The 24,696-nt window shown below is 56.1% G+C and carries 21 protein-coding genes; 6 read left to right on the forward strand and 15 right to left on the reverse strand.

All coding sequences use genetic code 11. The features are described from left to right. Nucleotides 1–76: 76 nt before the first annotated feature. Together ACFO1S_RS09210 and ACFO1S_RS09215 are read right to left on the reverse strand one after the other, a co-directional pair. Nucleotides 77–790 (reverse strand): DNA alkylation repair protein, encoded by a 714-nt coding sequence (locus tag ACFO1S_RS09210; protein ID WP_204602651.1) that lies wholly within the window; start codon nt 788–790, stop codon nt 77–79. Nucleotides 791–947: 157 nt separating this feature from the next. Further along, the gene (locus ACFO1S_RS09215; protein WP_204602650.1) at nt 948–2,111 is read right to left on the reverse strand and encodes an iron-containing alcohol dehydrogenase; all 1,164 of its coding nucleotides are present in this window, start codon (nt 2,109–2,111) and stop codon (nt 948–950) included. 155 nt (nt 2,112–2,266) lie between these two features. Between ACFO1S_RS09215 and ACFO1S_RS09220 the strand changes: the two genes are divergently transcribed. After that, nucleotides 2,267–2,428: a hypothetical protein gene (locus ACFO1S_RS09220; RefSeq protein WP_204602649.1), complete on the forward strand. Its 162-nt coding sequence runs from the start codon at nt 2,267–2,269 to the stop codon at nt 2,426–2,428. A gap of 190 nt (nt 2,429–2,618) precedes the next feature. On the opposite strand, the gene ACFO1S_RS09225 is transcribed toward ACFO1S_RS09220, so the two are convergent. The 3 genes from ACFO1S_RS09225 to ACFO1S_RS09235 form a co-directional block, all read right to left on the reverse strand. Then, nucleotides 2,619–2,915 carry a DUF6509 family protein gene (locus tag ACFO1S_RS09225; protein ID WP_204602648.1) on the reverse strand — a complete coding sequence of 99 codons (297 nt, stop codon included), beginning with the start codon at nt 2,913–2,915 and terminating at the stop codon, nt 2,619–2,621. 63 nt (nt 2,916–2,978) lie between these two features. Next, entirely contained in the window at nt 2,979–3,455 is a 477-nt protein-coding gene (locus ACFO1S_RS09230; protein ID WP_204602647.1) for an NUDIX domain-containing protein, read from the reverse strand. A 22-nt stretch (nt 3,456–3,477) separates the two neighbouring features. After that, nucleotides 3,478–4,968 carry a DUF4153 domain-containing protein gene (locus ACFO1S_RS09235; RefSeq protein WP_378126640.1) on the reverse strand — a complete coding sequence of 497 codons (1,491 nt, stop codon included), beginning with the start codon at nt 4,966–4,968 and terminating at the stop codon, nt 3,478–3,480. A 125-nt stretch (nt 4,969–5,093) separates the two neighbouring features. Here ACFO1S_RS09235 and ACFO1S_RS09240 point away from each other — a divergent pair, with 125 nt between their 5' ends. Next, nucleotides 5,094–6,770, forward strand: coding sequence for an ABC transporter substrate-binding protein (locus ACFO1S_RS09240; RefSeq protein ID WP_378126642.1), 1,677 nt, complete (start codon nt 5,094–5,096; stop codon nt 6,768–6,770). 148 nt (nt 6,771–6,918) lie between these two features. Here ACFO1S_RS09240 and ACFO1S_RS09245 read toward each other — a convergent pair whose 3' ends face one another. From ACFO1S_RS09245 to ACFO1S_RS09275, 7 genes are all read right to left on the reverse strand, one after another. Further along, nucleotides 6,919–8,556 carry a response regulator transcription factor gene (locus tag ACFO1S_RS09245; protein WP_204602645.1) on the reverse strand — a complete coding sequence of 546 codons (1,638 nt, stop codon included), beginning with the start codon at nt 8,554–8,556 and terminating at the stop codon, nt 6,919–6,921. Further along, nucleotides 8,549–10,303, reverse strand: a complete 1,755-nt coding sequence (locus ACFO1S_RS09250; protein ID WP_204602644.1) for a sensor histidine kinase — start codon at nt 10,301–10,303, stop codon at nt 8,549–8,551. Before ACFO1S_RS09250 ends, ACFO1S_RS09245 begins: the two co-directional genes overlap by 8 nt. 73 nt (nt 10,304–10,376) lie before the next feature. Beyond that, on the reverse strand, nt 10,377–11,303 hold the full coding sequence (locus ACFO1S_RS09255; RefSeq protein WP_204602643.1) for a carbohydrate ABC transporter permease: 927 nt from the start codon (nt 11,301–11,303) through the stop codon (nt 10,377–10,379). 11 nt (nt 11,304–11,314) lie between these two features. Further along, nucleotides 11,315–12,217 (reverse strand): ABC transporter permease, encoded by a 903-nt coding sequence (locus tag ACFO1S_RS09260; protein WP_204602642.1) that lies wholly within the window; start codon nt 12,215–12,217, stop codon nt 11,315–11,317. Nucleotides 12,218–12,287: 70 nt separating this feature from the next. After that, nucleotides 12,288–14,012 (reverse strand): extracellular solute-binding protein, encoded by a 1,725-nt coding sequence (locus ACFO1S_RS09265; RefSeq protein ID WP_204602641.1) that lies wholly within the window; start codon nt 14,010–14,012, stop codon nt 12,288–12,290. A gap of 226 nt (nt 14,013–14,238) precedes the next feature. Next, nucleotides 14,239–15,132, reverse strand: a complete 894-nt coding sequence (locus tag ACFO1S_RS09270) for a carbon-nitrogen hydrolase family protein (protein ID WP_204602640.1) — start codon at nt 15,130–15,132, stop codon at nt 14,239–14,241. Between the two features lie 13 nt (nt 15,133–15,145). Then, the gene (locus tag ACFO1S_RS09275) at nt 15,146–16,684 is read right to left on the reverse strand and encodes a GNAT family N-acetyltransferase (RefSeq protein ID WP_204602639.1); all 1,539 of its coding nucleotides are present in this window, start codon (nt 16,682–16,684) and stop codon (nt 15,146–15,148) included. Nucleotides 16,685–16,877: 193 nt separating this feature from the next. On the opposite strand from ACFO1S_RS09275, the gene ACFO1S_RS09280 reads away from it, so the two are divergent. Continuing rightward, nucleotides 16,878–17,405, forward strand: a complete 528-nt coding sequence (locus ACFO1S_RS09280) for a MerR family transcriptional regulator (RefSeq protein WP_204602638.1) — start codon at nt 16,878–16,880, stop codon at nt 17,403–17,405. A 199-nt stretch (nt 17,406–17,604) separates the two neighbouring features. Then, nucleotides 17,605–18,552 carry a polysaccharide deacetylase family protein gene (locus tag ACFO1S_RS09285; RefSeq protein WP_204602637.1) on the forward strand — a complete coding sequence of 316 codons (948 nt, stop codon included), beginning with the start codon at nt 17,605–17,607 and terminating at the stop codon, nt 18,550–18,552. Between the two features lie 118 nt (nt 18,553–18,670). Here ACFO1S_RS09285 and ACFO1S_RS09290 read toward each other — a convergent pair whose 3' ends face one another. Further along, entirely contained in the window at nt 18,671–19,255 is a 585-nt protein-coding gene (locus tag ACFO1S_RS09290; protein ID WP_204602636.1) for a class I SAM-dependent methyltransferase, read from the reverse strand. A 151-nt stretch (nt 19,256–19,406) separates the two neighbouring features. Between ACFO1S_RS09290 and ACFO1S_RS09295 the strand changes: the two genes are divergently transcribed. Further along, nucleotides 19,407–20,393, forward strand: coding sequence for a MerR family transcriptional regulator (locus ACFO1S_RS09295; RefSeq protein ID WP_204602635.1), 987 nt, complete (start codon nt 19,407–19,409; stop codon nt 20,391–20,393). A 12-nt stretch (nt 20,394–20,405) separates the two neighbouring features. Next, entirely contained in the window at nt 20,406–21,092 is a 687-nt protein-coding gene (locus ACFO1S_RS09300) for a class I SAM-dependent methyltransferase (RefSeq protein WP_204602634.1), read from the forward strand. 55 nt (nt 21,093–21,147) lie between these two features. On the opposite strand, the gene ACFO1S_RS09305 is transcribed toward ACFO1S_RS09300, so the two are convergent. Next, nucleotides 21,148–23,247, reverse strand: a complete 2,100-nt coding sequence (locus ACFO1S_RS09305; protein ID WP_204602633.1) for a glycoside hydrolase family 36 protein — start codon at nt 23,245–23,247, stop codon at nt 21,148–21,150. A gap of 116 nt (nt 23,248–23,363) precedes the next feature. Then, the gene (locus ACFO1S_RS09310; RefSeq protein WP_204602632.1) at nt 23,364–24,677 is read right to left on the reverse strand and encodes an ABC transporter substrate-binding protein; all 1,314 of its coding nucleotides are present in this window, start codon (nt 24,675–24,677) and stop codon (nt 23,364–23,366) included. Nucleotides 24,678–24,696 lie beyond the last annotated feature (19 nt).

Genomic DNA, 24,696 nt, shown 5'->3' on the forward strand with positions numbered 1-24,696 from the left:
TTTATATATGCCGAGGACGGCCGAATATCCGCGTTTTTTCGCATAGCGGCACATCAGGAAGCGAGAGTCGGAGCTGCTAACAAATACAGGTTTTTTTCTTGCGGCCGATCCGGTCCATTGCCTTGATTTTGCCGATGTACTCGGCTGCCAGCGGAACCTTGCACGCCGTCTGTCCCACGTTCACCTGCACCGGCCCGATTGCTTCCGCCACGCGGACCGCATCTTCATGCAGAGGCAGCACGTATGCGCCTACCGCAATGACGAACGCGTTCATGTTATAGCGGACTCTGTTCCGCTCCTCGTGGACATTCCGCTCCACCCGCTGGAGCAATTCGCGAATTTCCTCCGTATCCAACTGTTCGTCCGGCGTAATCGACACATAGCCGGCATAGGCGCTCCAGCCGCATATCGCGATGCTCTCCACAGGCGATTCGATCCATTCTCTCGCCAATTCGAGGGCATACGGGCTTTCCGCAGCGACCCACGCTACCGTGCATTCTCCCAGCATCGACCATCGCGCAGCCTTCGCCCAATCCCTCAGCACCTCCGGGGAAACCTTCTTCGGATCGACGGTCAGCCCGGCCAAGTACATGGCATCGCTGTTGCCCGTCCGATAGAGAGCCTGCGCAAGCTCCTGATCCTTCTTCACTTCCTTGACCAGTTTTTTCAGATCTCCGACCTTCACCCCGAACAGAGGCTCGCTGGCCCCGTGCCGCAGGAAGGTTTTCTTTGTCTGCTCGGTCCCCATCACTTGCAGACGGGCCATTACGGTCTCCAATGTTAGCGACATGCGAATGAATCCTCCTTTATTCGCCCCTTCGTTCTCCCGGCTCGTGTCTTCGAGAATGTCTACGCAAAATCGGGGCCGTTCCCGTGGAAACGCGGAACGGCCCCTTACCGAGACTGATTTCCTTAATCCGGCAATCTCCCGACAGCGGAATTCGAGCTTACAAGCTGGCCTCCAGAATGCGGAGCACATCTTCCTTCGTCAGCGGCTTAAACGAGCCGATCGGACCGAAACGCGTCGCTTCGTCGGCCATTCTGTCCAGATGCTCGCCGCCGATGCCAAGCTCGCCTAGCGTCGCAGGAGCGCCGATTCTCGTAAAATACGCGCGTGTCGCCTCGATGCCTTCAAGCGCGATCTCGTCGTCGCTCTTGCTCGTCGGATCGACCTGCCACACTCGGACGGCATATTGAACGAACTTGCCCACCCGCTCCTTGTACACGTATTTCATCCAGTTGGGGAACAGAATCGCAAGCCCCGCGCCATGCGGGATATCATAGATGGCGCTGACCTCGTGCTCGATGCCGTGCGTCGCCCAATCCGTCGTCACCCCGTTGGGCAGCGTTCCGTTCAGCGCATAGGTTCCCGAGAGCAGCAGATTGGCGCGGGCGTCATAATCGCGGCCGTCGGCAAGAGCCTTCTCCCCGTTCTCGATGACCGTCAGCAGAATCGATTCTGCAAAGCGCTCTTGAAGCGGCACATCGGTCGTCAACGAAAAATATTGTTCAAATACGTGCGACATGATATCCACGATGCCGTTCACCGTCTGGTTCGGCGGCACGGAATAGGTCAGCTTCGGATCAAGTATCGAAAAACGGGGATAGACTTGCTTGCTGCCTAAAGCCCGCTTCTGTTTGGTCTCCCAGTTGGAAATCACTGCGTTTCCGTTCATTTCCGATCCGGTTGCCGCCAGAGTCAGCACCGTTCCAAGAGGCAGCGCCTCCTGAATGACCGCTTTATGGATCGTGAAGTCCCACACGTCGCCCGAATACAGCGCTCCGGCCGCAATCGCCTTGGCCGCGTCCAGCACGCTGCCGCCCCCGACCGCCAGGATGAATTCAATCTTCTCTTCACGGCAGATCGCAATTCCCTTGTTCACTGTGGTCAGGCGAGGATTCGGCTCAATGCCCGGAAGCTCGAACACGGCTGCCCCGATCTTGTTCAATTGAAATAGAACATCGTCGTACAGTCCCGTAGTTTTAATGCTTCCTCCGCCATATACGAGCAAGACCCGCTTGCCGTAGGGTTCGATCAGTTCCCCTAACTGCCCGACCTTGTCCGCTCCGAAGACCAGCTTGGTCGGATTATACAATTCAAATGCGTTCATGCTTCGTATTCCCTCCTAGGCTTCTATGTTTGGGCTTTTCGCCTATAGTGTACCATTCTTCGGCGCCGCAAGCACACGTTGATTCGCCGTTTACCTTCAGGGGTAACAATGAGTAGCTTCGTTGCACAACCAAGGAACAGAAAGAGGTGAAGGCCATGTCTGTCCAGCAGCGCAATCTGGAAGTCGAACAAGTTCATGTGGAGAAAAGATCGGATTCCAGCAAAGTCGCGGCAACGTTCATCAAGTATGCGGCCTACGTCGTCATTACGCTCGGAATCTTGTATTTTCTGGCCGAATACGTATTGCCCAAGTTCTAAGGAATCGCGGGCTGTCGCCCAGGCACAGAAGCCGTCCCGTAGGCGACTTCAGGGACGGCTCTTGCTTTTCGCTCGAGTAGGCAGGAAAACGGCAATTGGATCGCAATAGGGAAAAGACGGCTTAAGGATAAGTGCTCCTGAGCCGTCTTTTGCTCTTTGATCTCGTCTCGATCAGGCAGGCGGCCGCCGCTTATTCATCGCCTTCCGCATAATGCTCCCGGCAGAACGCGGCCAGCGCGGCCTCCTCCTCGTCCTCCAGCTCCGCATCGACGAAGCGGTTGCTCGTCCTTTCGTACAGCTTGTAGCTTACAACGCTCCCCTGCTCGCCCTCGACCTTATATACGGCTTTGACATATATCCCTTCGGATGAGTAAAGCTCATCCTCCTCGTCCAGCTCCAGATCGATCTCGAACTCGTACCGCTTGCCCGACAAAATCTGAAACGGGTCTTTCACCAGCTCCACGCTGTATTCCGTAACCGTCAGCATCCTCTCATCCTTCCAGGCTTGATAGCCCCATTATACACGATGCATTCTCCCTGACGGAAAACGTTAGCGCTCATACCAATCGAACGGATGCCATCTGGACAAGTATTCCGTTTTTTTAAGCACCCGCTCTGAATAAGGATGAATGTCCAGAATCGGCTCATGCAGCGAGAAGTAGCGAAGCTCCGGCCCTGCGTCTTCATAGGCGGGGACTCTGCCGGTCTCGACCTCCATCGCTTCGAAAACGACCGTCATGCGAAGGCTTTCCTCTCCGTCCTGGCAACTGCGGAGCGTATCTTCTTCGGAAAGCAGCCCGACGAATTTGAAGGCTTTTGCCGTCAGGCCCGTATTCGCGTAAAGCTCGCGGCCCGCCGCCTCCTCTAACGATTCTCCCCGCTCAAGCGAGCCGCGAATCGTGCCCCAATCTCCGCTGTCCGGTTGCTTTTTCAGCAGGAGCCTCCTCTTGTCGTCGAAGACCAGCACGCAAGCCTCGGCCGTTATGGACGGTTCGAGCCCCGCTCCCGATTCGGTGATCCAGCCCATACTCCCATCTCCCTCCTGATTGCTATTTGTCATAAGCTTCTTTAAGCGCGTTTCGGGCCAATTGCTCCGACACATTATAGGAACGCCAGTCGCCGGAGCTGCGCAGGAGCTCTCCATGATGCCGCTCCAGTCTATTAATGAAAGCCGTATCCGCGTTTTCCCTTCCGTACCTGACGAGCGCCGGAACGGCATCCGCCGATAATCCGCTCAAGTAATCGCGATCGATTTGCCCGGATTCCTCGAATCTCTCGATGCTCTTCTCGGCAATGATACGGTCCATTCCCACATAGTTGACCAGCACATAAGCAGCCAGGCTCAGCACGATGTAGCACTTCGACAAAGGCACCAGATCCGTGCGGATGCGCAGCGCGGCGAGAAGCAGAAGAAACGCCAGATAGATCATGAACGCCTGGACAAGAAACCGGATATACGTGTAGCCGTAGACCTCCTCATAGAGGGCCAGCCGCATATAGGCCGAGTAAAGCATCACGCCTGAGCAGAAAATCAGAACGTAGAGCAGCGCGGCGATCCTTCCGCCCGGCTTTCCTCCGTAGACGAGCGACACCATCAGCAAGGCGAAGTTAATCGCGGATACGACAACCAGCTCGGCGAAGCCGCTTCTGGCATATTCCGCATAGGTTTGTCCATCCGGCAGGATTCCGTCCGACGCCCCGAACAGATAGGAGAATTGCACGGCCACGAAGAGCACGTAAACCGCATTGATCGAGATCAGCAAGGTTGCGAGAATAATCGGATCGATGCGGAGCTTCTTTGTGCTCGCGGCATCGGCCGTCTCGGGCTGCATTCTCGTTCTTCGGCTCTTCCCGGGCTTGGCGAAGCCTTGGAAATATCCGAAAAACAGAACGCAGCAGATCGCGATCCACACTCCGCGCGCCATGATGCCGTCCAGGGAAAGCGCGCCTCCCCATTCGGGAATGGCGTTCAGCAGCCGCTGGAACGTGCCGTCCGCCGAAGCCAGCAGCGGAATGATGAGCACGAGAAGCGGCACTGCGATGACCAACCCGATCAGCACCTTGTGCAGCGTGCTCTTCTGTCGGGTGCCGAACCTTCTGAACATCGCAATCCTCAGCAAGCGAAATACGTTGGGAATATGATTAAAGGTCTGGGGAAGCAGGTGGTTGAACGCTTCTCCGACGATGCGCAGGTCCGACCAATCCAGCCGTCTTGCTCCGCGCATGTACGCCATATGCAGAGAGATCAGCGAAGGCACGACGACTAGATTCAGCAAGCGGAACAACGGGTTATCGAACAACGCGTATGTCATCGACAGCAGTACAATGACCGCAAGCATGAACCACCCGATCCCCGGCACAGCCCTTAACGGGTACTTTCGGTCATGAAATAGATACGCGTACAGCACCATGGTGAACAGGGGAAAGGACAGACCGGGAGCATGACCGAAAAACAAATATTGATGTACGACAGCTAAAGCAAGCGCAGCGATCAAGGCGATCATGGGGCTGCTGACAGCCGATTTACGCAGCGTGAGCAAGATAGAACCCTCCGTTTCCTCGTTTCTAAAGCCTATTTTAGATGTTAAAATAGGAAAATAAATAGAAACTATGTGCGCGAAAATTTCCTATTTTACAAGCTCGTCTAAGGATGGAGGAGGATTCGTTGAAGCTGCATCACTATTTCCTCTTGCTGCATTCGCGCTTCGGAAGCGGCGAGAACAACGACACGACCCTGGAGGAGATCGGCGCGCTGCTCGACTGTACGCCGCGCCATGCGGCCAACCTCATCCGCGCGATGGCTCTGAACGGTTGGATTGCCTGGACTTCCGTTCGCGGACGCGGGCGTCGGTCCACGCTGCTCCTGCTTGCTCAGGCGGAGGATATCGCTGCCGAGACCGTGCTTCAGGCGATCGACCGCAAGGATGTCGCGCAAGCGATCGGCCACATCAAGAGGCATCGGCAATCTTCCGCCTTGCAGGAGCATCTGCAAGGCTGGCTGCTCTCGTATTTCGGCCATCATACGGAGACGCGCAGCGATCGGCAGATCGATACGCTGCGCATCCCGATCCGTCAGTCGCTGCATACGATCGATCCCCTCTATATGAACCTGCTTGCCGAATCCTTCGTGGCCAGTCACGTGTTCGACGGGCTGGTCAGCCAATCGGCGCATGGCCACGAAATATCCCCCGGGATCGCCCATGCCTGGGAAACGGACGAAAGCCGTACCGGCTGGACCTTCTACCTGCGCAAGGAAGTGTTGTTTCATCACGGTAAGGTGCTCACCGCCGACGATGTCGTCTATTCCTTCGAACGCCTGATCCACTCCCCCAGACGGACGCTGTACAGCTTGATCTACAAGCGGATTCGGACGGTGCGCGCCCTGTCTCCAACAGTCGTGCGCTTTGAGCTGGAGGAGCCGAACGAGCTGTTCCTGCCGTTCCTGTGCACCAGCCGCGCGGCGATCGTTCCGAAGGATCTGGAGCGGATCGGGAGCCAGCGATTCGGGACGGAGCCCGTGGGCACGGGACCGTTCAAGATCGTGGAAATGAACGAGAATAGTTGCGTGATGGAGGCGTTCGGCTCTTATTATCGGGGCAGGGCGCATCTGGATCGCGTCGAGGTCGTTCATGTGCCGTGGGCTTCGCCGTCGGCCGTTGCCGATCCGGTCTCCCCCTTCCATCTCATTCCGAACGCTTCCGCCGAAGGAACGGAGTGGAGCCGCACCCATTCCGAGACGACCGTACGCAAATTCATCACCTGCAACACGCAGAAGCCCGGCCCTCTGACCGATCCTGTCGCGCGGGCGCGGCTCCTGAGCTGCTTGGAGGGCGCCCCCGGGCCCGCCGGGGGATCGGCGGACTCCCCCATCCCGCTCCGAATCGCGACGATTCCTCCGTACAAGCCCGATGCCGATGCATTGGCGGAGAGGTGGAGCAAATTCGGCTACGATTGCGAGGTTGTTTCCGTATCCCCGGAGGAATTCAAGGGGGAGATCCGGCTGGAGTCGGACTTGATTCTGTTCTCTCTCTTCCGCGACCGCGACGAGCAATTGCGGCTGTTCGACCTTTATTTGACGATCGCGGGCCATGTCGACGCCCATACGAAGGTCGATATCGAGACGGCGCTCCAGCGCATTCAGCGAGAGGCCGATCCGACCGCGCGTACGGACAGCCTGAACAAAATCGAGCTGCTGCTGCTGCGGGAACGCCAGCTTTATATTCTCTCCGAGCATCCCGTTCCCACCGCCTACCTGCCTTCCGTCCGGGGAGTGACCTTCAATTCTCAGGGATGGGTTAATCTGCGTACGATCTGGTTCCCCCCGGTCATGAAGGAGGGCTGATCCTCTCCAGCCGCGCTGCCGACAGACGGCGAGCGCCTAAACAGCGCAAAAAGCAAAGCAGCCAGACTCTGAGGCTGGCTGCTTTGCTTTTCAACCGCGATACATTCTATCGGAGGCCGCCCTTCGGACCGCCGACCCGCTCAGCCCTTCAAGGCGCTTCTCTGGTCGCCTCCCGATACTCCTGAGGCGTCATGCCGGTCGACTTCTTGAAGAAGCGCGTAAACGAATGGGGGGCTTCGTACCCGACACGAACTCCGATTTCATGAATCTTCAGCCCCTCCCGGGTCAGTAACTCCTTCGCTTTCCTGATCCTGGCCTTGTCGATATACTCGGAAAGATTCAGACCGCTCTCTTGTTTGAAGACGCGCGAAAGGTACGAAGGATTAAAATGGAAACGCTTCGACAGGCAAACAAGAGAAAGATCCTCTTCGAGATGCTTCTCAATGTAACCGCCGATCTCTTGAATAGCGCCCGCCGCCCTATTGCCCTCCCCGCTGCGGCGATGCGCGAACAGGGCTTCGGACGTTCGTTCCAGATACCGGAAGCCCTCCTCCCAAGTCGTGTGCGTATCGAACAGCATCAACCCGCCGATCGGTGTCTGTTCATGCATTTGTCTGCGATTGATATAGGAGAGCAGCATCAACGCCGCCGAATAGTACAGCTCCATGGCAAGCGCCTTATCCGTTACCCCGCCGCTATGAACAGGCTCGACAATCTCCTTCAGAAGCGAGAAGAAGGCATCTCTGCGCCCGCTCTCCAGATGGCCTGCGAGCACCTCGAACCTTTCGGCGCGGATCAATTCTCTGGACGAGCCGACCGTCTCCGGCGGCTCCGCAACGGCGGTCAGGACCATGCTCGCGCCGTCGCCTATTCGGACATGCTGCAATTGCCGTATCCGATCGTATGCCGCAGGAAGAGTCCCCCAGGCGCAGGAGAAGCCGGACACGGTAAATGCCATTTCCGTATCCAGTGCTTCGGAGCACGCTTCCTGCACCAGTTCCAGCGTACCCTCAAGAAATCTGACAGCGTCCTCGTAAGCATGAATTTCGATCTGAACGTCACCGACCGGCTGGATCAGCCATAGAGGATCGCCATATCGATCGATAATGCCGACGAATTCGGTGTGATCCTGCAAATACCGGTCCGCCAATAGCTTCACCGCAAGAGCTATTTCCTGACGTTCTGCATAGGAGGGACGCTCGGCCGATTTCAAAATGCTGCCCAGCACCAGAAGAACAGGCCGGGACGAATCCAGGGGAACCGCCAGTCTCCGGAAATCAACTCCCCGTTCCTCCGGATCGCTCGTCCCCGAGCCGAGCAGAAGATGGCGGAAGTAGTCTCCTTGAGCCAGCGTCTCAAGCGTATTGCGCTGCTCCTTAGCCTGCTGCAGCAGATGATCGGTTCGCCATTCTTCATCCAGCTCGCTAATCGCAGCCCGAACCTCTTCCGTTACTTTGGCGTATCCCTCGGTCTTGAGCAAATACCGGACACCTGTCGTTCGGATCGCCTTATAGACGGATTCGAAATCGTTGTAGCCGGTCAAGAAAATGATCTTGCACCTTGGCCACTTTCGGCGAATCCTCTCCATAAGCTCCAATCCGTCGAGCTCGGGCATCCGAATGTCCGACAAGACGATATCCACCCGCGTACGGTCCAGCCATTCCAGCGCTTCGATTCCCGAGTAAGCTTTGCAGACATCCAATCCCGGAATGCCCAATCCGCCCAGAATCTCGGTCAAGCCGTCGGCAATGATCGCTTCATCGTCCACTACCAGCAGTCTATACAAGCCTCTTCTCCTCCCCCAACGGTATACGGATCGTCACCTTCAGGCCGCCAAGGTCGCTTCTGGATACGTCCAGTCCGCCTCCCTCTCCGCAAGCGAACGCCAATCGGCGATGAACGTTGACGATGCCGGTCGTTTCGGACTGGGCGTCTTCATGCCGGAGTCTATTGGAAATTCGACCCAGCTCCTCGTCGCTCAAGCTATCTCCGTTGTCCTCGATCAGGATGCAGATCCAGCGCTCCTTGCTTTCGAACCGTATATCGATACGACCGTTCCTGGCCTTCTTCTCCAGACTGTGCTCGAAAGCATTCTCGATAATGGGCTGTACGATCAGACGCGGCACCCTAATCTCTTCATACTCTTCCGGCAGCTCGTCGAACCGGGTATGAATGCGCTTATAGAATCGCATCGCCTGAATCTCGGTATACATTCTTGCATGATGGATTTCTTGCTTGAGCTTGATCTCGTCCGAGGCATTGCGGGTTACGAATCGGAAGTATTCTCCAAGCTGCGTCGTGAACAGTTCTATTCGTTCCGTATCGCCCGTCTTGGCCATCGTATTCAGAATAAAAAAGCTGTTGTAGAGAAAATGGGGATTGATCTGCGATTGCAATTGTTTTAATTCCGCTCTCTGGGCCAGAATCTTTTGCTTATATGCCTGATCGATCAGGGATCTCAGATTGACGACCATCTGATTGAACCGGGTATATATATATCGAAATTCATCGTTAGCTCCATGCACGATCGCCAGCTCCAGGTCGCCGTTTTCCAGTCGGCGGAACCCCCTGACCAGCTTGAGCAGAGGCTTATGAATAAACTTGTAGGTGGAGATGGCATATATGAGGATGATGATGAAAGCGCCAACCGCGATCAGCCACGCCAAAATATAAAATTTATCGAGCGGCTTCCGGACAATCCGATCGTTAATCAAGCGATATATGGACATGTCCAGGCGCTCGGAACGGGCATAAGAGATGAAGTAGCGCTGCTCGCCCAGAGAGAACGTAGCGGACCGGTCAGACGGCAAGTCCTTCAACTGACGAAGTATTTCGGCCTCACCGACGCGAATCTCCCCGGAGCCGCTGCTCACGCTATAGCCGTCGTGTCCGAACGTCAGCAGGGTGCCGCTGTCCGGATAGGTGTTAAACTGCGCCAGCGCCTCCTGAAGCCGCTGCCGATCCAGCTCAATCTCCACAATAAAGAGCGGAGCCCTGCCCTGGCTCCCTCTTGAATTGACGGCGCTAAGGTAGAGCTCCCCTTTCCAGTCGATCAGACGGGTTCCCACCCTCTGACGAGACGGGTCCGATCCGAAGACCTGGAATTTATCCTCATCCATTTCGCTTGCTCCCAGCAGCGCGGAGAGTGTCTTGCCGATCGGACGGATATGCACGTTCACATCCCGAATATATCGACTGCTGTTCTGAACGGCAATGATTCGATTAATGACCGAATTGATTTTGTCCACTCGCTCGATGGCGTTCATGGCCTCCCACGTTATGGAAAGCTTGTTGAGATCGGTATCCTCCAGCAAGCCATACTGCAGCAGCTTCATACGTTCGATTTCGTTCTCCAGATCGCTGAGATAGAACGTAATCTGCGATTCTGCCGTACGCGAAATATCGTCGCTGGCCGTACGAATCGCCCAGTGGTAAATATATATCCCCAGCGAGACGACCGGGACCATAATCAGCATAAAGGTGGCAACGAGACGGATAAAGATCGTATGACGAAAAGAAAAATCACGGCGCATGGCGTCCTCCCCGGCTTTCGATGTCGGATTGGCGATGCCGGGCGATGACCTTCTTCCCCGCACGATTGACGCCTTATCCTTTTACGCTTCCAAGCACGATGCCCTTGACGAAAAATCTCTGAAGAAACGGATAGACGGCGATGATCGGCAGCGAGCCGAGGAAAATCTGGGAAGCCTTCAGCGTCCGATCGGAGATGACGGCCAGGTTCTTCAGTTCCTCCATCGACATCGACCCGAGATTCATTTGCACTACAATGGTCTGGATATAGCTTTGCAGCGGATAACGCACCGGATCGCCCATTAGAAGAAGGCCGTCAAACCAACTGTTCCAGTGCTCCACCATGGAGAACAGCGCAAGCGTGGCGATTGCCGGCTTGGAGATGGGCACATAGATGCGCCACAGCGTCGTCCACTGTCCGGCCCCGTCGATAATGGCCGATTCTTCAAGCTCTTTAGGCACGGCCCGGAAAAAATTAAGCAGCAGCACGATGCTGAACACAGGCACAGCCCCAGGCAGCACCAACGCCCAAATCGAATCCAGCAGACCAAGCTGCTTTATGGTAGTATACCACGGAATAAGACCTCCGTTAAAAAGCATGGTAACGAAAAACAACCAAGCGTATATTAGCCGAAATCGAAATTGCTGAGTAGACTTCGATAAGGGATAGGCAATCATTATGGTCAACAGCAAGTTTAATGGCGTTCCCATGAAAATCCGTTGAACCGAGATCAGCATCGATTGCCAGAACGCCTCCCTGGACGCCGTGAACTTATAGGACGCCAGCGTAAAATCCACGGGCCATAGCTTGACATATCCCGCAGAAGCCGCAGAGCTAGAGCTGAACGACAAGGCTACAATATGAATCAGCGGCAACAGACAGATGAGCGCGATTACTATCAAAAAAATTGTATTGGCGCAGGCAAACCAGTCGAACCGCTTGCCGGCGCTTCGGAATGAGGGCGGAGCAGCATCCTTCGATTGCAGAGAACGGCCGGTCATCGTGGCTCCTCCTAGAAAATTCTGTATTTGGCGAAGCGATAAGCGAAGTAATACGATACGGAGATAAGGACAAGCGATACGAGCGACTTGAAGAAGCCGACCGCGGTAGCCACGCCGTATTGGGCGTCCAGGATGCCGATCCGATAGACGAAGGTATCCAGAATATCTCCACTTTCATAGACTTGCGGGCTGTACAGATTAAATACTTGATCGAATCCTGCATTCAACAACTGGCCCAGGCTGAGAACGGCCAACAGCACAATGACCATCCGCATCCCCGGCAGCGTAATATGCCAGGCTTTCCTCCAACGATTGGCTCCGTCTAGCGTGGCTGCTTCATAAAGCCCCGGATCGATGCCCGTTATTGCCGCCAGATAGATGATGGTGCCATATCCGAAGTTTTTCCACACATCCGAGGAGATTAGGGTTACCGGGAACCATTTGTTATCACCCAGGAAAAAAATCGGCTCGATTCCGAACGTTCCTAGCAGGGAGTTCACAAGCCCTCCTGAAGGAGAGAGCAGGTCGATCAAGATGCCGCCCAGCACGACCCAAGAGAGGAAAAACGGCAAATAGATGCTCGTCTGAACCGTGCGCTTGATCGCTTCATTCTTCAGCTCGTTCAGCAAAATCGCCATCACGATCGGCACCACAAGACCCAACATGAGCTTGAAGCTGGAAATGTACAGCGTATTCCATATCACCTGGGTAAAGCTCGGCAGGTCGAGCACATATTCGAAATTGCCCCAGCCAATCCACTTCTGGTCACCAAACAAGCCCTTGGCCGGTATGAACTTCTGGAACGCAATCACGATACCCGCCATTGGAGTATAGGAGAAGATCAAAATAAAGATAACTCCCGGCAAGATCATCAAGTGAAGCGGCAATTCTCTCAAAATCCGCAGTTTATTCATTCTGTCTCTCCTCCTGCTCAAGCAAGAACAAGCAGGGGAGGCGTACTGTTGCGCCTCCTCCTGCCGAACTTTATTTCAAGCTCGCATACCAGTCGTTGACCTCTTGCGTAATCTGCTCTCCGCCGAGCTTCTTCCAGTCCGCTACGAACTTGTCGAATTCGTCCACCGACTGTCCCAGTATAATCTTGATGAACGTCTCGTTCTGCATCTTCTCAAGCGTTGTCTTGCGTTCTACCATCGTCGGTGTCGGCGTTCCCACGAATTTATCCATCAAGAACTGATTGTTCCGATCGTACTGGCTGCCGATGCCCATCGAGCCCTCTGTACCGTAGATTCGTTCCCATCCCCACAGGGCAAACCCCTCGGATGAGCCGGATGCGTACATGTCCAGCTTCTCCTGAATGGTTTTGGCTTCTCCCTTCAATACGCTCATGTCGCCTGCTTTGCGAGCCGCGTCAATCTGGCGGAAGGCGTCCAAATTCTTCTTCAGCGGGTACGGCGTTACCGGGGATAACTGCCAGACGCTCTCCGCATTCGGCGGCGCGTAGTACTTGTCGAACTCGGCCGTCTCGCCCCAGTTTTTCTCGAGATGCAGGTTGAACAGCTTGATGACCGCTTCAGGGTTTTTAGCGCCCTTCTTGATCGCAATAAATTTCGTTGTACTGAACTTCAACGGGACCTTAGGCGTTTCGCCGGTTTCGGAGACGATCGGGAAAGCTTGCCATTGGGCCTCCTTGTCGTTGTTCTTGTTCATCTGCAGCGGCCAGATGGAGTTCCACTGCTCTCCGTACTCCATGCCGATCTTACCGGCAGCGATCTGCTCGGAGACCTTGCCGCCGTCCTTGATGCCGAATTCCTTATCGATCTCTCCGTTCTTGTACATTTCCTGAAGCGCTTGAAGCGCTTTCTTCGTCTCCGGTTGGATGCTGCCGAATACCAGCTTGCCGGATGCATCCTCAGTCCAGATATTCGGATAGGCATTGAAGCCAGCCATAAAGCCTTCAAGTCCCATTGCCCCGCCGAAGACGTCCTTGGTCAGACCTAAGCCATACGTATCCCTCTGGTTATTCCCGTCAGGGTCCCTTTCAGCGAACGCCTTGGAAATCTCCCTAACATCCGCCATCGTCTTAGGAGGCTGAAGACCTACCTTGCTCAGCCAGTCCGTGCGAATCCAAATATACATGGAGCGCTCGATAGAGGACTCAACCTGCGGAATCGCCATCAGCTTGCCGTCGAACGTTGCGGCATCAATCGGCCCCGTTCCCTCTTGAGAAAGAACCTCTTTTGTGAATGGGGAAGCGTATTGCTCGTACAGCGCGCTCATATCCTCGATCTGATCGGATTCGGCAAGCTGCTTGAGCTGAACGGCGTTCACCGTAATGAAATCAGGCAGCTCTCCCGAGGCCAGCGTGACATTCAGCTTCTGTACGTATTGATCGGAGGTATCTCCTCCCTTGACGACCCAGTTATATTTCAGCTTGATGCCCATCTGCTCCTCATAGATGCGCGACCAACGATTATCCTCGAACGTCTCTCCCTTCAGAACCGATAGCACGTTGTTCTCGATGACATCGTTCAGATTCCGTACGGTGGTCAACACGATCGGCGGATCGTATTTGCCGAAGGGATCGGCGGCAGTGGCCGCCTGCGTCGGCGAGCTTGACGCGCTGGACGCCGGAGCTTGGCTTCCCTTGCTCTCTTCTTTGTTGCCGCTGCATGCCGAGACCACTAAGGCAGCCCCTATTAATAATGCCAGTCCTTTGACTGCTCGTCTGGTGCTCCTTCTACCGTTCACTTCCATTCCCCCTTGTTTGAGTTCGAGACGAAGCCGCATGCGATGTCTACGCTTTCATTATAAGAACGGAGAAAATCCCGCAGCAATGTGCATCTTTTTACTTCGTTATCTATTGTTGACTAATTGAAAGCGCTTCAGTTTTTTCGATACAATGGCTTCGTCCACGCAAAAGCCGCTTCCCGGATTCGGAAAGCGGCTTTCGTGCAACCGGCTGGCTTACCCGGCATTAATGCCCCGACTTGCGATGCTCGTTCTCGTAGAACTCCGGCCTGCGGTCATAGAAGGGCGCGACCGCGCCCTGCGCGCGATTCTCCCGAAGCAGGTGGAAATCCAGCTCGGCCAGCACCGTCATATCCCGATTGGTCTCTCCCGCTTGAATAATGCCGTCCGGCTCGAAGGGCAGATCGCACGGCGCGAAGGCGCCGGCCTGGCTGAAGCCGGTATCTACCTGAGGACGATCCTCGGACAATGCGCCGACCAGACCGCTCAGCACGATGAACAACTGATTTTCCACCGCTCTCGCTTGGCAGCAATACCGCACGCGATGATAGCCGTAGGAGCTGTCCGTATAGGAAGGACACAGAATCGTCTCCACTCCCCTCAAGGCGGCGGCTCGGGCCAGCTCCGGGAACTCGATGTCGTAGCAGGTCAGGATCGCCATCTTGCCCCACGGCGTCTCGAATACGTTCAAGCTCTCGCCCGGAACAAGCGGCCAGCGAATTTGCTCCTCCGGCGTAAGATGCACCTTGCTCTGCGCCTCGGTTCTGCCGTCCGGGAAGAAGAGGAAGGCGCGGTTGACGTAATCGCCCTGTTCGCCCCCCTCCGCCCGGCAGATGTGCGTGCCGGCCAGAATGGCGATGTTCGTCTCCCGGCTAAGGTCCGCAAAAAAACGCGTGTACGTCTCGGTCCTATGGTCGAGATACGCGCATGCCTCATCATGGAGCATCGGCGGCTCCAGACTTAGCAGATGGGCGGTCATATACTCCGGAAACACGATCAGCTCCGCGCCTTGCTCCGCCGCATCGCGAACCTTGTCCGCGATTCCCGTCCAGAACTGCTCCTCGGACGCGATGTCCGCCAACCCATATTGAACCGTTGCTACGATTAGTTTTTTCATCATGCACCTCTTGAAGTTAAGAACGAATTTGTAAGGAATACAGATCGGTTCTGCGATCCTGGAAGGATAGCGTGTCCTTGGACTTACGATAACGCTCCAGAACCTCCATGTCTACCTCGGCCATGATGACCGTCTCGGTATTCTCGCTGCACTCCCCGGCAACCCCGTCGCGGGGGAAGGAGAAGTCGGCCGGCGTGTAGATGCCGGATTGCGCATATTGAATATCTACGTTGTCGACGTGCGTCAGGTTTCCGACCGTCCCCGAAGTGACAAGGAACGCCTGGTTCTCAACCGCCCTCGCCTGGGCGCAATATTTGACCCTGAGGAAGGTCTGGCGGTCTTCCGCGCAGAACGGAACGAAGATAATCCGCGCCCCTTGCTCCGCCACAATCCGGGAAAGCTCGGGGTACTCAATGTCGCCGCTGAGCTGAATCGAGATTTTACCGCAATCCGTATCGAATACGCCCAGCTCGGAGCCGCCGTTAATCCCCCACCACTTCCGCTCGTTCGGGGATATATGCAGCTTGTATTGCTGCTCGATCGTACCGTCCCGCCGGAACAGATGAGCGACGTTATACATCCGGTTGTTGCTTTCGACGAAGTGGGAGCCGCCGACGATGTTCACATTATATTTGACCGCAAGCTCCGAGAACAGCTCCACATATTGGGCGGTATAGGTGCTCAGCTTGCGAATGGCCAGACTCGGCGAGCGTTCATCCAGAAAGGAGAGCAGCTGCATCGTGAGGTTTTCCGGAAAGACGGCGAAATCGGATTTATAATCCGAGGCTACGTCCACGTAATGCTCGCATTGGGTCGCGAACTCGTCGAAGGAATCGATCTTCTTCATCATATATTGCACGACGCAAATGCGAACCGGAAAAGACATTTTGTAATGAAGCTTGTCGATGCTCGGTTTGTAATCGATATTGTTCCATTCCAGCAAAGCCGCATAGTTCTTGGAATCGGCGTCGTCGGACAGGTAGTTCGTAATGATCCGTTTTAGCGTGAAGCCGTTCATCATCTGGAAGGTTAGCACCGAGTCGTAAATATTCTGCTGCAGCACTTCCTCCGCGTATTCCCTTGGCGTCATCCTGTCGCTGTAGTGATGGTAGCCCGGAATCCGTCCCCCGACGATAATACTCTTCAGGTTCAGTTGCTCGGCCAGTCTCTTGCGCGCCTCGTACAGCCTGCGGCCGATTTTCATTCTGCGGTATTTCGGATGCACCATGACCTCCATGCCGTACAGGTTGCGGCCTCGCGGATTATGGTTGCGGATGTACCCCTTGTCGGTAATCTCTGCATACGTATGCTGCTCGAAATAATCGTCGAAGTTCACAATCAGGCTGGAGCAGGAGCCGATGATCTCCCCGTCCAGCTCTACGCAGATTTGCCCCTCGGGGAAAATGCGGACGTGGCTTTCCAGTTGAGCCGGCTTCCACGGATCCATATTCGGAAAACAGATGCTTTGCAGCTCCATGATTTTATCGAAGTCTGTGGGCTCGATGTTGCGAATAATGATTTTTTTCTCAGACTGAAAGATTTGATCGCTTGCCATAGCGGATAAGGACTCCTTTAAAGACGTTTATCTTTATTTTACCCACTTTCTTCAAGTCTCTATTATCGGGCGGCCTTCTTTTTGTAATCTTTGCACTTTGTTTGGCGAATCGACACTTCCTTTGTCGCCCGCGCAGGGAGCGCGTAAGGAATCTCGAATTGGGTTAAGTATCCTAGCGAATGGAGTGATTGCCATGAGCGCCTTGAAAACGAGAGAAGCCGCCGAGAGACTCGGCGTGAGCCCTACGACCGTCAAGCGATGGGCCGCCCAGTTCTCGCCTTCCTTCCGTAAAGATTCCGTGGGCCATTACGTCTTCTCCCCGCGCGAATTCGAGCTGCTCCGATACATTAAAGACCGAACCGAACAGGGAAGCACGCTGGAGCAGATCACCCTGCCCGGCCTTCCCGTCTCAAGCGAGGACCCCCGGGAGGAGAACGCCAGCTCTCCGGGGAAGCGCGAGCTGCTGCTTCGCATCTCCGAAATCGAGCGTTCGCTCGAACAGAAGGCCGACGAAGTCGTATCGGTGCAAGTCCGGCAGCACCGCGCCGAGCTGGACGAGCTGCTCCGAGTCGTTACTCATCTAACCTCCACTGTAGAAGCTCTGCAGGAAAGGGCGGCAGCGATGGCCAATACTGCCCGAATCGAGGCGCTGCGCGCTCCGACAACGGATAATGGCGGTTTTCCGGAGAGAAAACGAAAAGCCTTCCGCACGTTCTTCTAAGACAAACCATCGACAAAAAAATTAATAAATTGTCGCGAATGCTCCAACTTTCTCTCCCTCTCCTCCGTCTAATAGGATAACCAACAAGAACAGAAAGCGAAGTCGGCCAGCGCGGCAGGGGATGGGGATCTCTTCTGTGCCGGTCATCCCCAAACGCCTCTCTTTTCTGTCTGGACTGCGAACTGTGGAGGATAAGGCAATGCGGGGAAAAAGATTGAAGTTCAAAAGATTAAGATGGAGCAGAGCGAGCCTCCTGCTATTATCGGCGGTACTGGTCGGAGGCGCCTTTGTATACACATGGCAGCATATCGGACTATCGGGGGCGCACGTCGCGGATGCGGCCACCCCGGAGGCCGTTGTTTCGAAGCCGGATTCAACTGGAAGCACGGCCACGCCTGCAGAAAGCGCGCTTCCTGCCGTTAAACCAGGGAAGACGACCTCGGCGAAGCCACCGGCGTCGCAGCAAGGGGGGACGGCCTCCGAGAAGCCGGTCGAGAGCAAGCCGTCTTCTCCGACCGCTCCGGTGAAAGACGTTCATCGCAAGCTGGTCGCCTTGACCTTCGACGATGGTCCGGACCACAAATATACGGAGCGAATCCTCGATATTCTGAAGGAGCACGACGTAAAGGCAACCTTCTTCCTGGTCGGCACCCAGGTCAAGAAGTACCCGAAAACGGCGAAGCGCATAGCGGAAGAAGGCCACTCGATCGGCAACCACACCTGGTCCCATGGCAACCTGACCAAGCTGTCGGCCAAGGCGAGAGCCGAGCAGATCGATAAAGCGCAGAAGGAAATCGTGAAGGCGACCGGTACAACGCCGCGTATTCTGCGCGCGCCTTACGGCGCGGTTTCGGACGCCGTGCTGAAATCCGTTCATAAGGGCAACATGAAGCATGTCGCATGGACGGTCGACACCAAGGATTGGGCAGGCAGCTCTGTCGAGGACATGTACAAGAACGTCATGACGAACACCAAAGAGGGCGGCATCATTCTTATGCATTCATTCGGAGGACGCAAGGACGCGCTGGAGCACACGGTTAAGCTGTTGCCCCTGGTGATTCGCGACTTGCAAGCCAAAGGTTACGAGCTGGTCACGGTCGACGAGATGGTCGACTCGGAGCAATACCGCTCGTCCGTAATCAAGTAACAACGGCTTCGCCCGCCTTGGGCACGGCGACACCCGTTTTGTAACGCGCGATCAGATGAAGATTAAGGCAATCTGAATCGGGCATAGCCCCTCCTGCGAAAAACAGGCAGCCTTCCGATTAATCGGACGGTTGCCTGTTTTTGTTGCCGTAAACATAAATTCGCGTGCGGTACAAGTCTCCGCAAGTGATTATCCGCTCCGGCTCCCAGCCGGGCAACGCAAAGCATACGCTGATGACGCGAGCCTCCGCGCCAAGCTGCTCCCGAAATATGGGGGCCAGTCGCCGCATCGCCCCGGGAAACAGGTAACAGACGACCGCTTCCGCCTCCCGATAGGAGATTTGATAGATGTCCCCTTTGACAAAAACAGCTCTCGCAGCTGGCTTCCGGGCCCCAAATGTCAGCCAGGCCATCATTCGGGACACGGCCAGGGGGATGGGCGAGTTTTCAACGCCTCGCACTTGCCGCGGCTGGCAGTACTTGGCGAGATGGATGCCCAGCGTCCCCCAGCCTGATCCCGCCTCTAAGATTAAGCCGCCTCCGCTCGATCGATTAATCTCGGCGGTAACGGCGCGGCGAACGAGCGCCGATGCCGGCATCGGCGAGATCCCGTTCCGCCAGCTCATCCATACGATGGAGAGCGCAGCAAGAACGAACAGGGAGACAAGCCCCCAGGAGACTGCTGCGGAAATGCTCAAGTCCATGCTGACCTCCTGTGCCGATAGCGGATTGTAGTGGCTACAGCTCTAAGGTACAGGTCTGCCACCCTTCTCGCAAGGGTTTATTTGTGCTAATATTCAGCCTTTACCTTGACGCAGGGACAAGGTTTACAATGATAGCAAGGAGGCGATCGCAGTGAAAATCAAGGAAGCGGCCGACAAGCTCGGAATTTCGCCGCGCGCCATTCGTTTGTATGAGAAGCGAGGGCTTCTCTCTCCCGCCAAGCAGGAAGGCAACCGCTACCGCGTATTCGCCGACAACGACATATGGCGGCTGCAAACAATCGTGTCGCTGCGCGAAGCCGGCATGTCTCTCAACGACATCAAGCACGCCTTGGCGGGATGGGAAACGAACGGAATGGAGGAGCTTCGCTACTATCTGGAGCTTCAGCGGTCGATTATCATGTCCGAGTGGCTGCAGCTCAAACAAGTCATCGAGACGGCCGACCGCATGATCGAGCTTGTAAAGACGGATCAAGCCGTGTCCCTTGACCATCTCTACGCGCTTGCCAGCGCCTCGCGGCGGCTCCGGGAGCAACGAAGCAATTGGCAGGACCGCTGGGACTTCAACCGGCTCGCCCCGACCCATGACGAGAGAGTCGCCGAAAGCACAGGAAGCTATGCGGATTACGAGCAAGCCTTGGATAACGCGATTCGCATGGTGCACCCGAACGCCGGAGAACGGGGGCTCGATATCGGTACAGGCACCGGGAACCTCGCGGGCCGATTCCGGGAGCGAGGCTGCGTCATGTCCGGTGTCGACCAGTCCAGAGAAATGCTCCGTCTGTGTCAGGTCAAGCACCCCGATATGGACACGCGCGTCGGCAATTTCCTGGCTCTCCCCTATTTGAAGGAGCAGTTCGACTTCGTCGTTACCAGCTTTGCGTTCCATCATCTGTCCCGGGAGCAGCAGAGCCTTGCCTTGGAAGAGATGCGGCGGGTTTTGAAGCCGGGCGGCCGCATATGCATCGCCGACCTTATGGAAGCGAGCCCCCTCCCGCAAGCTGCGGGACAAGCCGGCTACCCGTCTGTCCGGCAGCTTGCGGCCTGGTTCGCAGAGCGCGGCTTGGCGACAGAATACGTACAAATAAACGAGCAGCTTCATGTGATATGCGCCCGTTAAGGAGGAACCGCCGTGCCCGATCATGATCGAATTTACGAAGAAGAAGCCGCGCAATACCATGAGCTCATTGCTCGCCAGTCCAATCTGAAAGCCGTTATCGAAGAGATTGCTCCGATCGGCGGGAGGGACATCGTCGACATGGGGGCGGGTACAGGCAGACTGTCGGCCGTTCTCGCCCCCGAAGCGAAGTCCCTTATTGCGCTTGATGCCGCCGAAGCCATGCTGCAAATCGCCGCAGCTCGCCTCCATCAGGCGGGGCTGACCAATTGGACGATGCAGGTCGCCGACCATCGCAAGCTTCCCCTTGCAGACGACAGCGCGGATCTTGTCGTATCCGGCTGGAGTATCTGCTACCTGACCGGCTCGAACGTGCCGGAGTGGGAGGAGAATCTGAAGAAGATCGTGACCGAGATTAAGCGCGTGCTCCGCCGCGGCGGCGCCGCTATTATTTTCGAAACGCTCGGCACCGGGCACGAGACGCCTTCTCCGCCCGACTTCCTAAGGCCTTACTATGCCAAGTTGACTGGCGAATATGGCTTCTCCCACCGCTGGATTCGTCTGGACTATGCCTTCGAGAACGCGGAAGAGGCCGAGCGTCTAACCCGCTTCTTCTTCGGAGACGAACTGGCCGACAAGGCAGCCTCGCTCGGCCTGACACACCTGCCCGAATGCGCGGGCATATGGTGGCTGAACGTATAAGGCTCTGGTTCGCGTTCTGCGAGATACGCTGCCTCCCCCTTATCCACCCCGCGTTTTATTCCGCATGAAGCTCGAACAATCTGGCCGTTTGCGTCTTCGACAGACGCACGGTCAGCTCGCCCTCCTTCGCGCGCCAGCTCCACTGCGCTTCGCCTCCTTGAGGATAGGCGCAGCGAACCTTCGGCTCGCTTCCGCTCAGGAAGCCTAGCGGAAGCCGAGCCTCTTCCCCGTCGCCGCGCACTCTCCACACGGCCAAATAAATGCGGTTGCCGCGCCGCAGCCCAAGGCTGATCCAGTCATCCTGCTGCGTCGGTAAGCCGAGCGGCCAGAATGGCAGCGCTTCGGGAATATCGGCGCGAATCGACTTGTAATAATCGAGCGCTTCCTTGACCAGCTCCCGTCTGCGCGGACTCAGCTCTGCCAGATGGCCGCTCTGATGCACGCGAAGCAGCAGCGCGTTCACCATATTGAATACGACCTCTTCGTCGTCGCCCTCCCGCAGCGGATAAGACCATATCGCCGATTGCTCCGGAGTTAACGCCGCAGGAGAAGCTGCCGCGATGGCGGCGTAATTCACGTAATTCTCCTGATCGCTCGTCGATTGAATGCTATGGCGGCTCAGCATGGCGTAATCCATCCGCATGCCTCCGCTGGAGCAGTTCTCGATGACCAGATCGGGGTACTTGGCGAAGATCCCGTCCAGCCAAGCCAGATAAGCGCGATTATGCTCCAGCAGCCCGTCCCCGAAGCTATCCGAATTCGCCTCTGTGCCGATTCCCGCGTTAATGTTGTAATCCATCTTGATGTAGCCGACCCCGTAGTCCTCCACCAGACGGCGGATGACTTCGTTGGCATGGGCGACAACGGCGTCCTGGCGATAATCCAGCTGGTACCGACTGCGATCCTTGACCCGCTTGCCATGCCGCATGAAAAACCAGGAATCGTCGGTCTCCGCCAGCTTCGGGCTGTTCACCCCCATGACCTCAAGCTCAAGCCATAGACCCGGAATCATTCTCTTGCCGCGAATGTAGTCGAGGACGTACTTGATGCCTCCGGGGAACCGTTCCTGCGAGGGCATCCATTCTCCGACGCCGTCCCACCATTCTCCGGAAGCGTACCAGCCGGCATCGATGCAGAAATATTCGCAGCCCGCATCGGCGGCGGCATCGATCAGAGGAAGCAGCTTCTCGGTAGTCGGATCGCCCCAGAGACAGTTCATGTAATCGTTGAAAATAATCCGCAGCTCGCGGTTGTCCGCATTGCTTCTGCGAGTGCGGCGACGGTATGTCGTAAGCTCTCCGATCGCTTGCTCAAAGCCGCCGCTGACCGCTCCGACCGCAACGGGAACCGAGACGAATCGCTCTCCCGGCCGAAGCAGCTTCCACCACTGATTGTCGTGCTCCGTCGGTCCGCTCGCAAGCAGCGTCAGCCTATCGGCCTGATCGATGATCTCCCAATGCCAGGAGCCGTTATGCTCAATCTGCCAGAACAGGCTCGTTCCGGCTTGTTTATTTTCAAGTACAGCCATCGGGAGATGTTCCGCCGCCGACCAGGAGCCGGTATTGCTGCAGCCGACACGCTTGGAGCCCCGATCGATGAGATGGGACAGCCCCAGCTCGGGAAGCGCGTACGAACGCCATTGCAATTCGCTCTGCCAGCCGTTGTGGGCCAGGTGCAGCCGCATCTTCTCGTCGCGGTCCGCCGCCCCTTCCTTGTCCAGACCTGTCAAGGCAAACGAAGAAACGTATTCCACGCCGATCTCCCCGTCCCCCCGATTGTGCAAGGTCGTCCAGCTGCGAAGCGTCTGAACCCCGTCATAGAACTGATAATGCTGGATCGCCTCCACGGCCGTGATCGGGTCCGTCAGCCGAATGTCGAGCTTCCTGCCATACTCGTTGCGCGTATCCTCGTGACCGTCGTAAACCATCCGCAGGCCGGGAAAGGACGCGCGATGCGATCTTCCGTGATACTCGGCGCGGTCTTCACCGGTGAATTGCAGCTCCATGATCCGAAAAGCCGACCTCTGCCGCTCTTCGATATCTTCCGCGCTCAGAGGAAGCGCGCCAAAATGCACCAGCCTGACGTCTCCATCGTCCATGATCTCCAGAGCCAGATGCAGGCCGTTCTCCGTCACCGTAATCGAGTTGCCCCTCATTCCTTATCCACGTCCTTCTTCTCGTTAGTTGAACCTCTCGGCGTTCCTTGCGCCTACAGCAAGGCCTCCAATCCCTCAAGGAGGGGGATTGGAGGCCGGTTGGCATCGGGATCGCTTTATTGCGCGGAGCCCAGTTGAATCCACGCTTGCTGAATTTCTTCAGCGGTTTGATCCTTGCTCTTGCTTCCGCCGATGTAGGCTTGCATCAGCTCGCCGAACTTTTGGTGGAACGTATCCAGGGAGTAGTTGACCGACAGGTCGCCCGAAGGCTCCGCCTTCAGAATCTCCTCCATCTGCTTCGGCATATCCAGATCCGGCATCGGCGCATCCTTGATCGGCGGAATTACCTTCGCTACTGTAGAGAACCACGATTTGCCGTAATCGGACGTGTACAGCCAGTTAAAGAATTCAACCGTTTCCTTGGCCACCTTGGAATCCTTGTTGATGCGGAGCGCTTGGTCGGCGCCCGTAATGATTTGCGCTTGCTCAGCCTTATCGCTGACCGGATAACCCATAATGCCCAATTGGAAGTCAGGCGTAATCTTCTTGATCGCTTCCTCGTCCCATGCGCCTTTACCGGTCATGAAGGCTGCCTTGCCGGAAGCAAAGTCGCTGACCTCGGCGTTGCTATCCCGTTCAAGAGGCTTGTCCGTGCCATGCTTGACTGTAAGATCGATAAACTCGAAGAAGTTGTTGTACAGCGCCGGGTGATCCTTGAACGTCGTCTTGCCCTCGATGAATTGGTTGACCAGATCCTTGGAGCTGATTCCCGCATCCTGAGCTGCCGCATTCACAAAATGCTGAGCGATGTGCTTCCACACCCACCATTCCTTGTAGGCGTTGGCGAAAGGCGTAATCCCTTTGGCTTCAAGCTTCGCAATTGCATCCTTCAGCTCGGTTGTCGTCTTTGGAGGAGTCGCAATGCCCGCGTCGGCCAGCAGCTTCTTGTTGTACATCAGCACGAACAGGTTGCCCTTTACCGGAAGGCCAAGCACCTTGCCGTCCGAGGAAGACATATTCGACCGAACCGCATCCGTCATCGCCGCGGCGAGAGGCTCGTTCGTCAGGTCTGCGCTGTATTCCGCGAACGTATCGATATCGCCCCCGGCCGTCGTCTGGAATACATCCGGCGTGCTGCCTGCCGCGATTCTCGACTTCAAGACGGTGTTATAGTCGGCCTGCATAATTTCCAGGTTGATGGTGACGTTCGGCTTTACTTTTTTGTATTCCGCGATATAAGCGTTGAAAGCGTCGGTATACTCCGGAGAAGCGGTGAACATATTGATCGTGACCGGCTTCGTGGAATCCGGCTCCGACGATCCGGTTGCCGAAGCGCCGCCGTTGCCGGCATTGTTGTTGCTTCCGCATGCGGCGAGAATTCCCATCACCAGAGCCAGGCTCAAGGAGAGAGCGCCAAACCTTTTAAACATCGTATTGCCCCCGTTTCTT

This window comes from Cohnella boryungensis, from assembly GCF_042651945.1.
GTDB lineage: Bacteria > Bacillota > Bacilli > Paenibacillales > Paenibacillaceae > Cohnella > Cohnella boryungensis.

Bases quoted from the DNA above. Each gene is read 5' to 3' on its own strand.
- ACFO1S_RS09210 (WP_204602651.1), bottom strand. From the start codon at position 790: ATGTCGCTAACATTGGAGACCGTAATGGCCCGTCTGCAAGTGATGGGG.
- ACFO1S_RS09215 (WP_204602650.1), bottom strand. From the start codon at position 2,111: ATGAACGCATTTGAATTGTATAATCCGACCAAGCTGGTCTTCGGAGCG.
- ACFO1S_RS09220 (WP_204602649.1), top strand. From the start codon at position 2,267: ATGTCTGTCCAGCAGCGCAATCTGGAAGTCGAACAAGTTCATGTGGAG.
- ACFO1S_RS09225 (WP_204602648.1), bottom strand. From the start codon at position 2,915: ATGCTGACGGTTACGGAATACAGCGTGGAGCTGGTGAAAGACCCGTTT.
- ACFO1S_RS09230 (WP_204602647.1), bottom strand. From the start codon at position 3,455: ATGGGCTGGATCACCGAATCGGGAGCGGGGCTCGAACCGTCCATAACG.
- ACFO1S_RS09250 (WP_204602644.1), bottom strand. From the start codon at position 10,303: ATGCGCCGTGATTTTTCTTTTCGTCATACGATCTTTATCCGTCTCGTT.
- ACFO1S_RS09255 (WP_204602643.1), bottom strand. From the start codon at position 11,303: ATGACCGGCCGTTCTCTGCAATCGAAGGATGCTGCTCCGCCCTCATTC.
- ACFO1S_RS09260 (WP_204602642.1), bottom strand. From the start codon at position 12,217: ATGAATAAACTGCGGATTTTGAGAGAATTGCCGCTTCACTTGATGATC.
- ACFO1S_RS09270 (WP_204602640.1), bottom strand. From the start codon at position 15,132: ATGATGAAAAAACTAATCGTAGCAACGGTTCAATATGGGTTGGCGGAC.
- ACFO1S_RS09275 (WP_204602639.1), bottom strand. From the start codon at position 16,684: ATGGCAAGCGATCAAATCTTTCAGTCTGAGAAAAAAATCATTATTCGC.
- ACFO1S_RS09280 (WP_204602638.1), top strand. From the start codon at position 16,878: ATGAGCGCCTTGAAAACGAGAGAAGCCGCCGAGAGACTCGGCGTGAGC.
- ACFO1S_RS09285 (WP_204602637.1), top strand. From the start codon at position 17,605: ATGCGGGGAAAAAGATTGAAGTTCAAAAGATTAAGATGGAGCAGAGCG.
- ACFO1S_RS09290 (WP_204602636.1), bottom strand. From the start codon at position 19,255: ATGGACTTGAGCATTTCCGCAGCAGTCTCCTGGGGGCTTGTCTCCCTG.
- ACFO1S_RS09305 (WP_204602633.1), bottom strand. From the start codon at position 23,247: ATGAGGGGCAACTCGATTACGGTGACGGAGAACGGCCTGCATCTGGCT.
- ACFO1S_RS09310 (WP_204602632.1), bottom strand. From the start codon at position 24,677: ATGTTTAAAAGGTTTGGCGCTCTCTCCTTGAGCCTGGCTCTGGTGATG.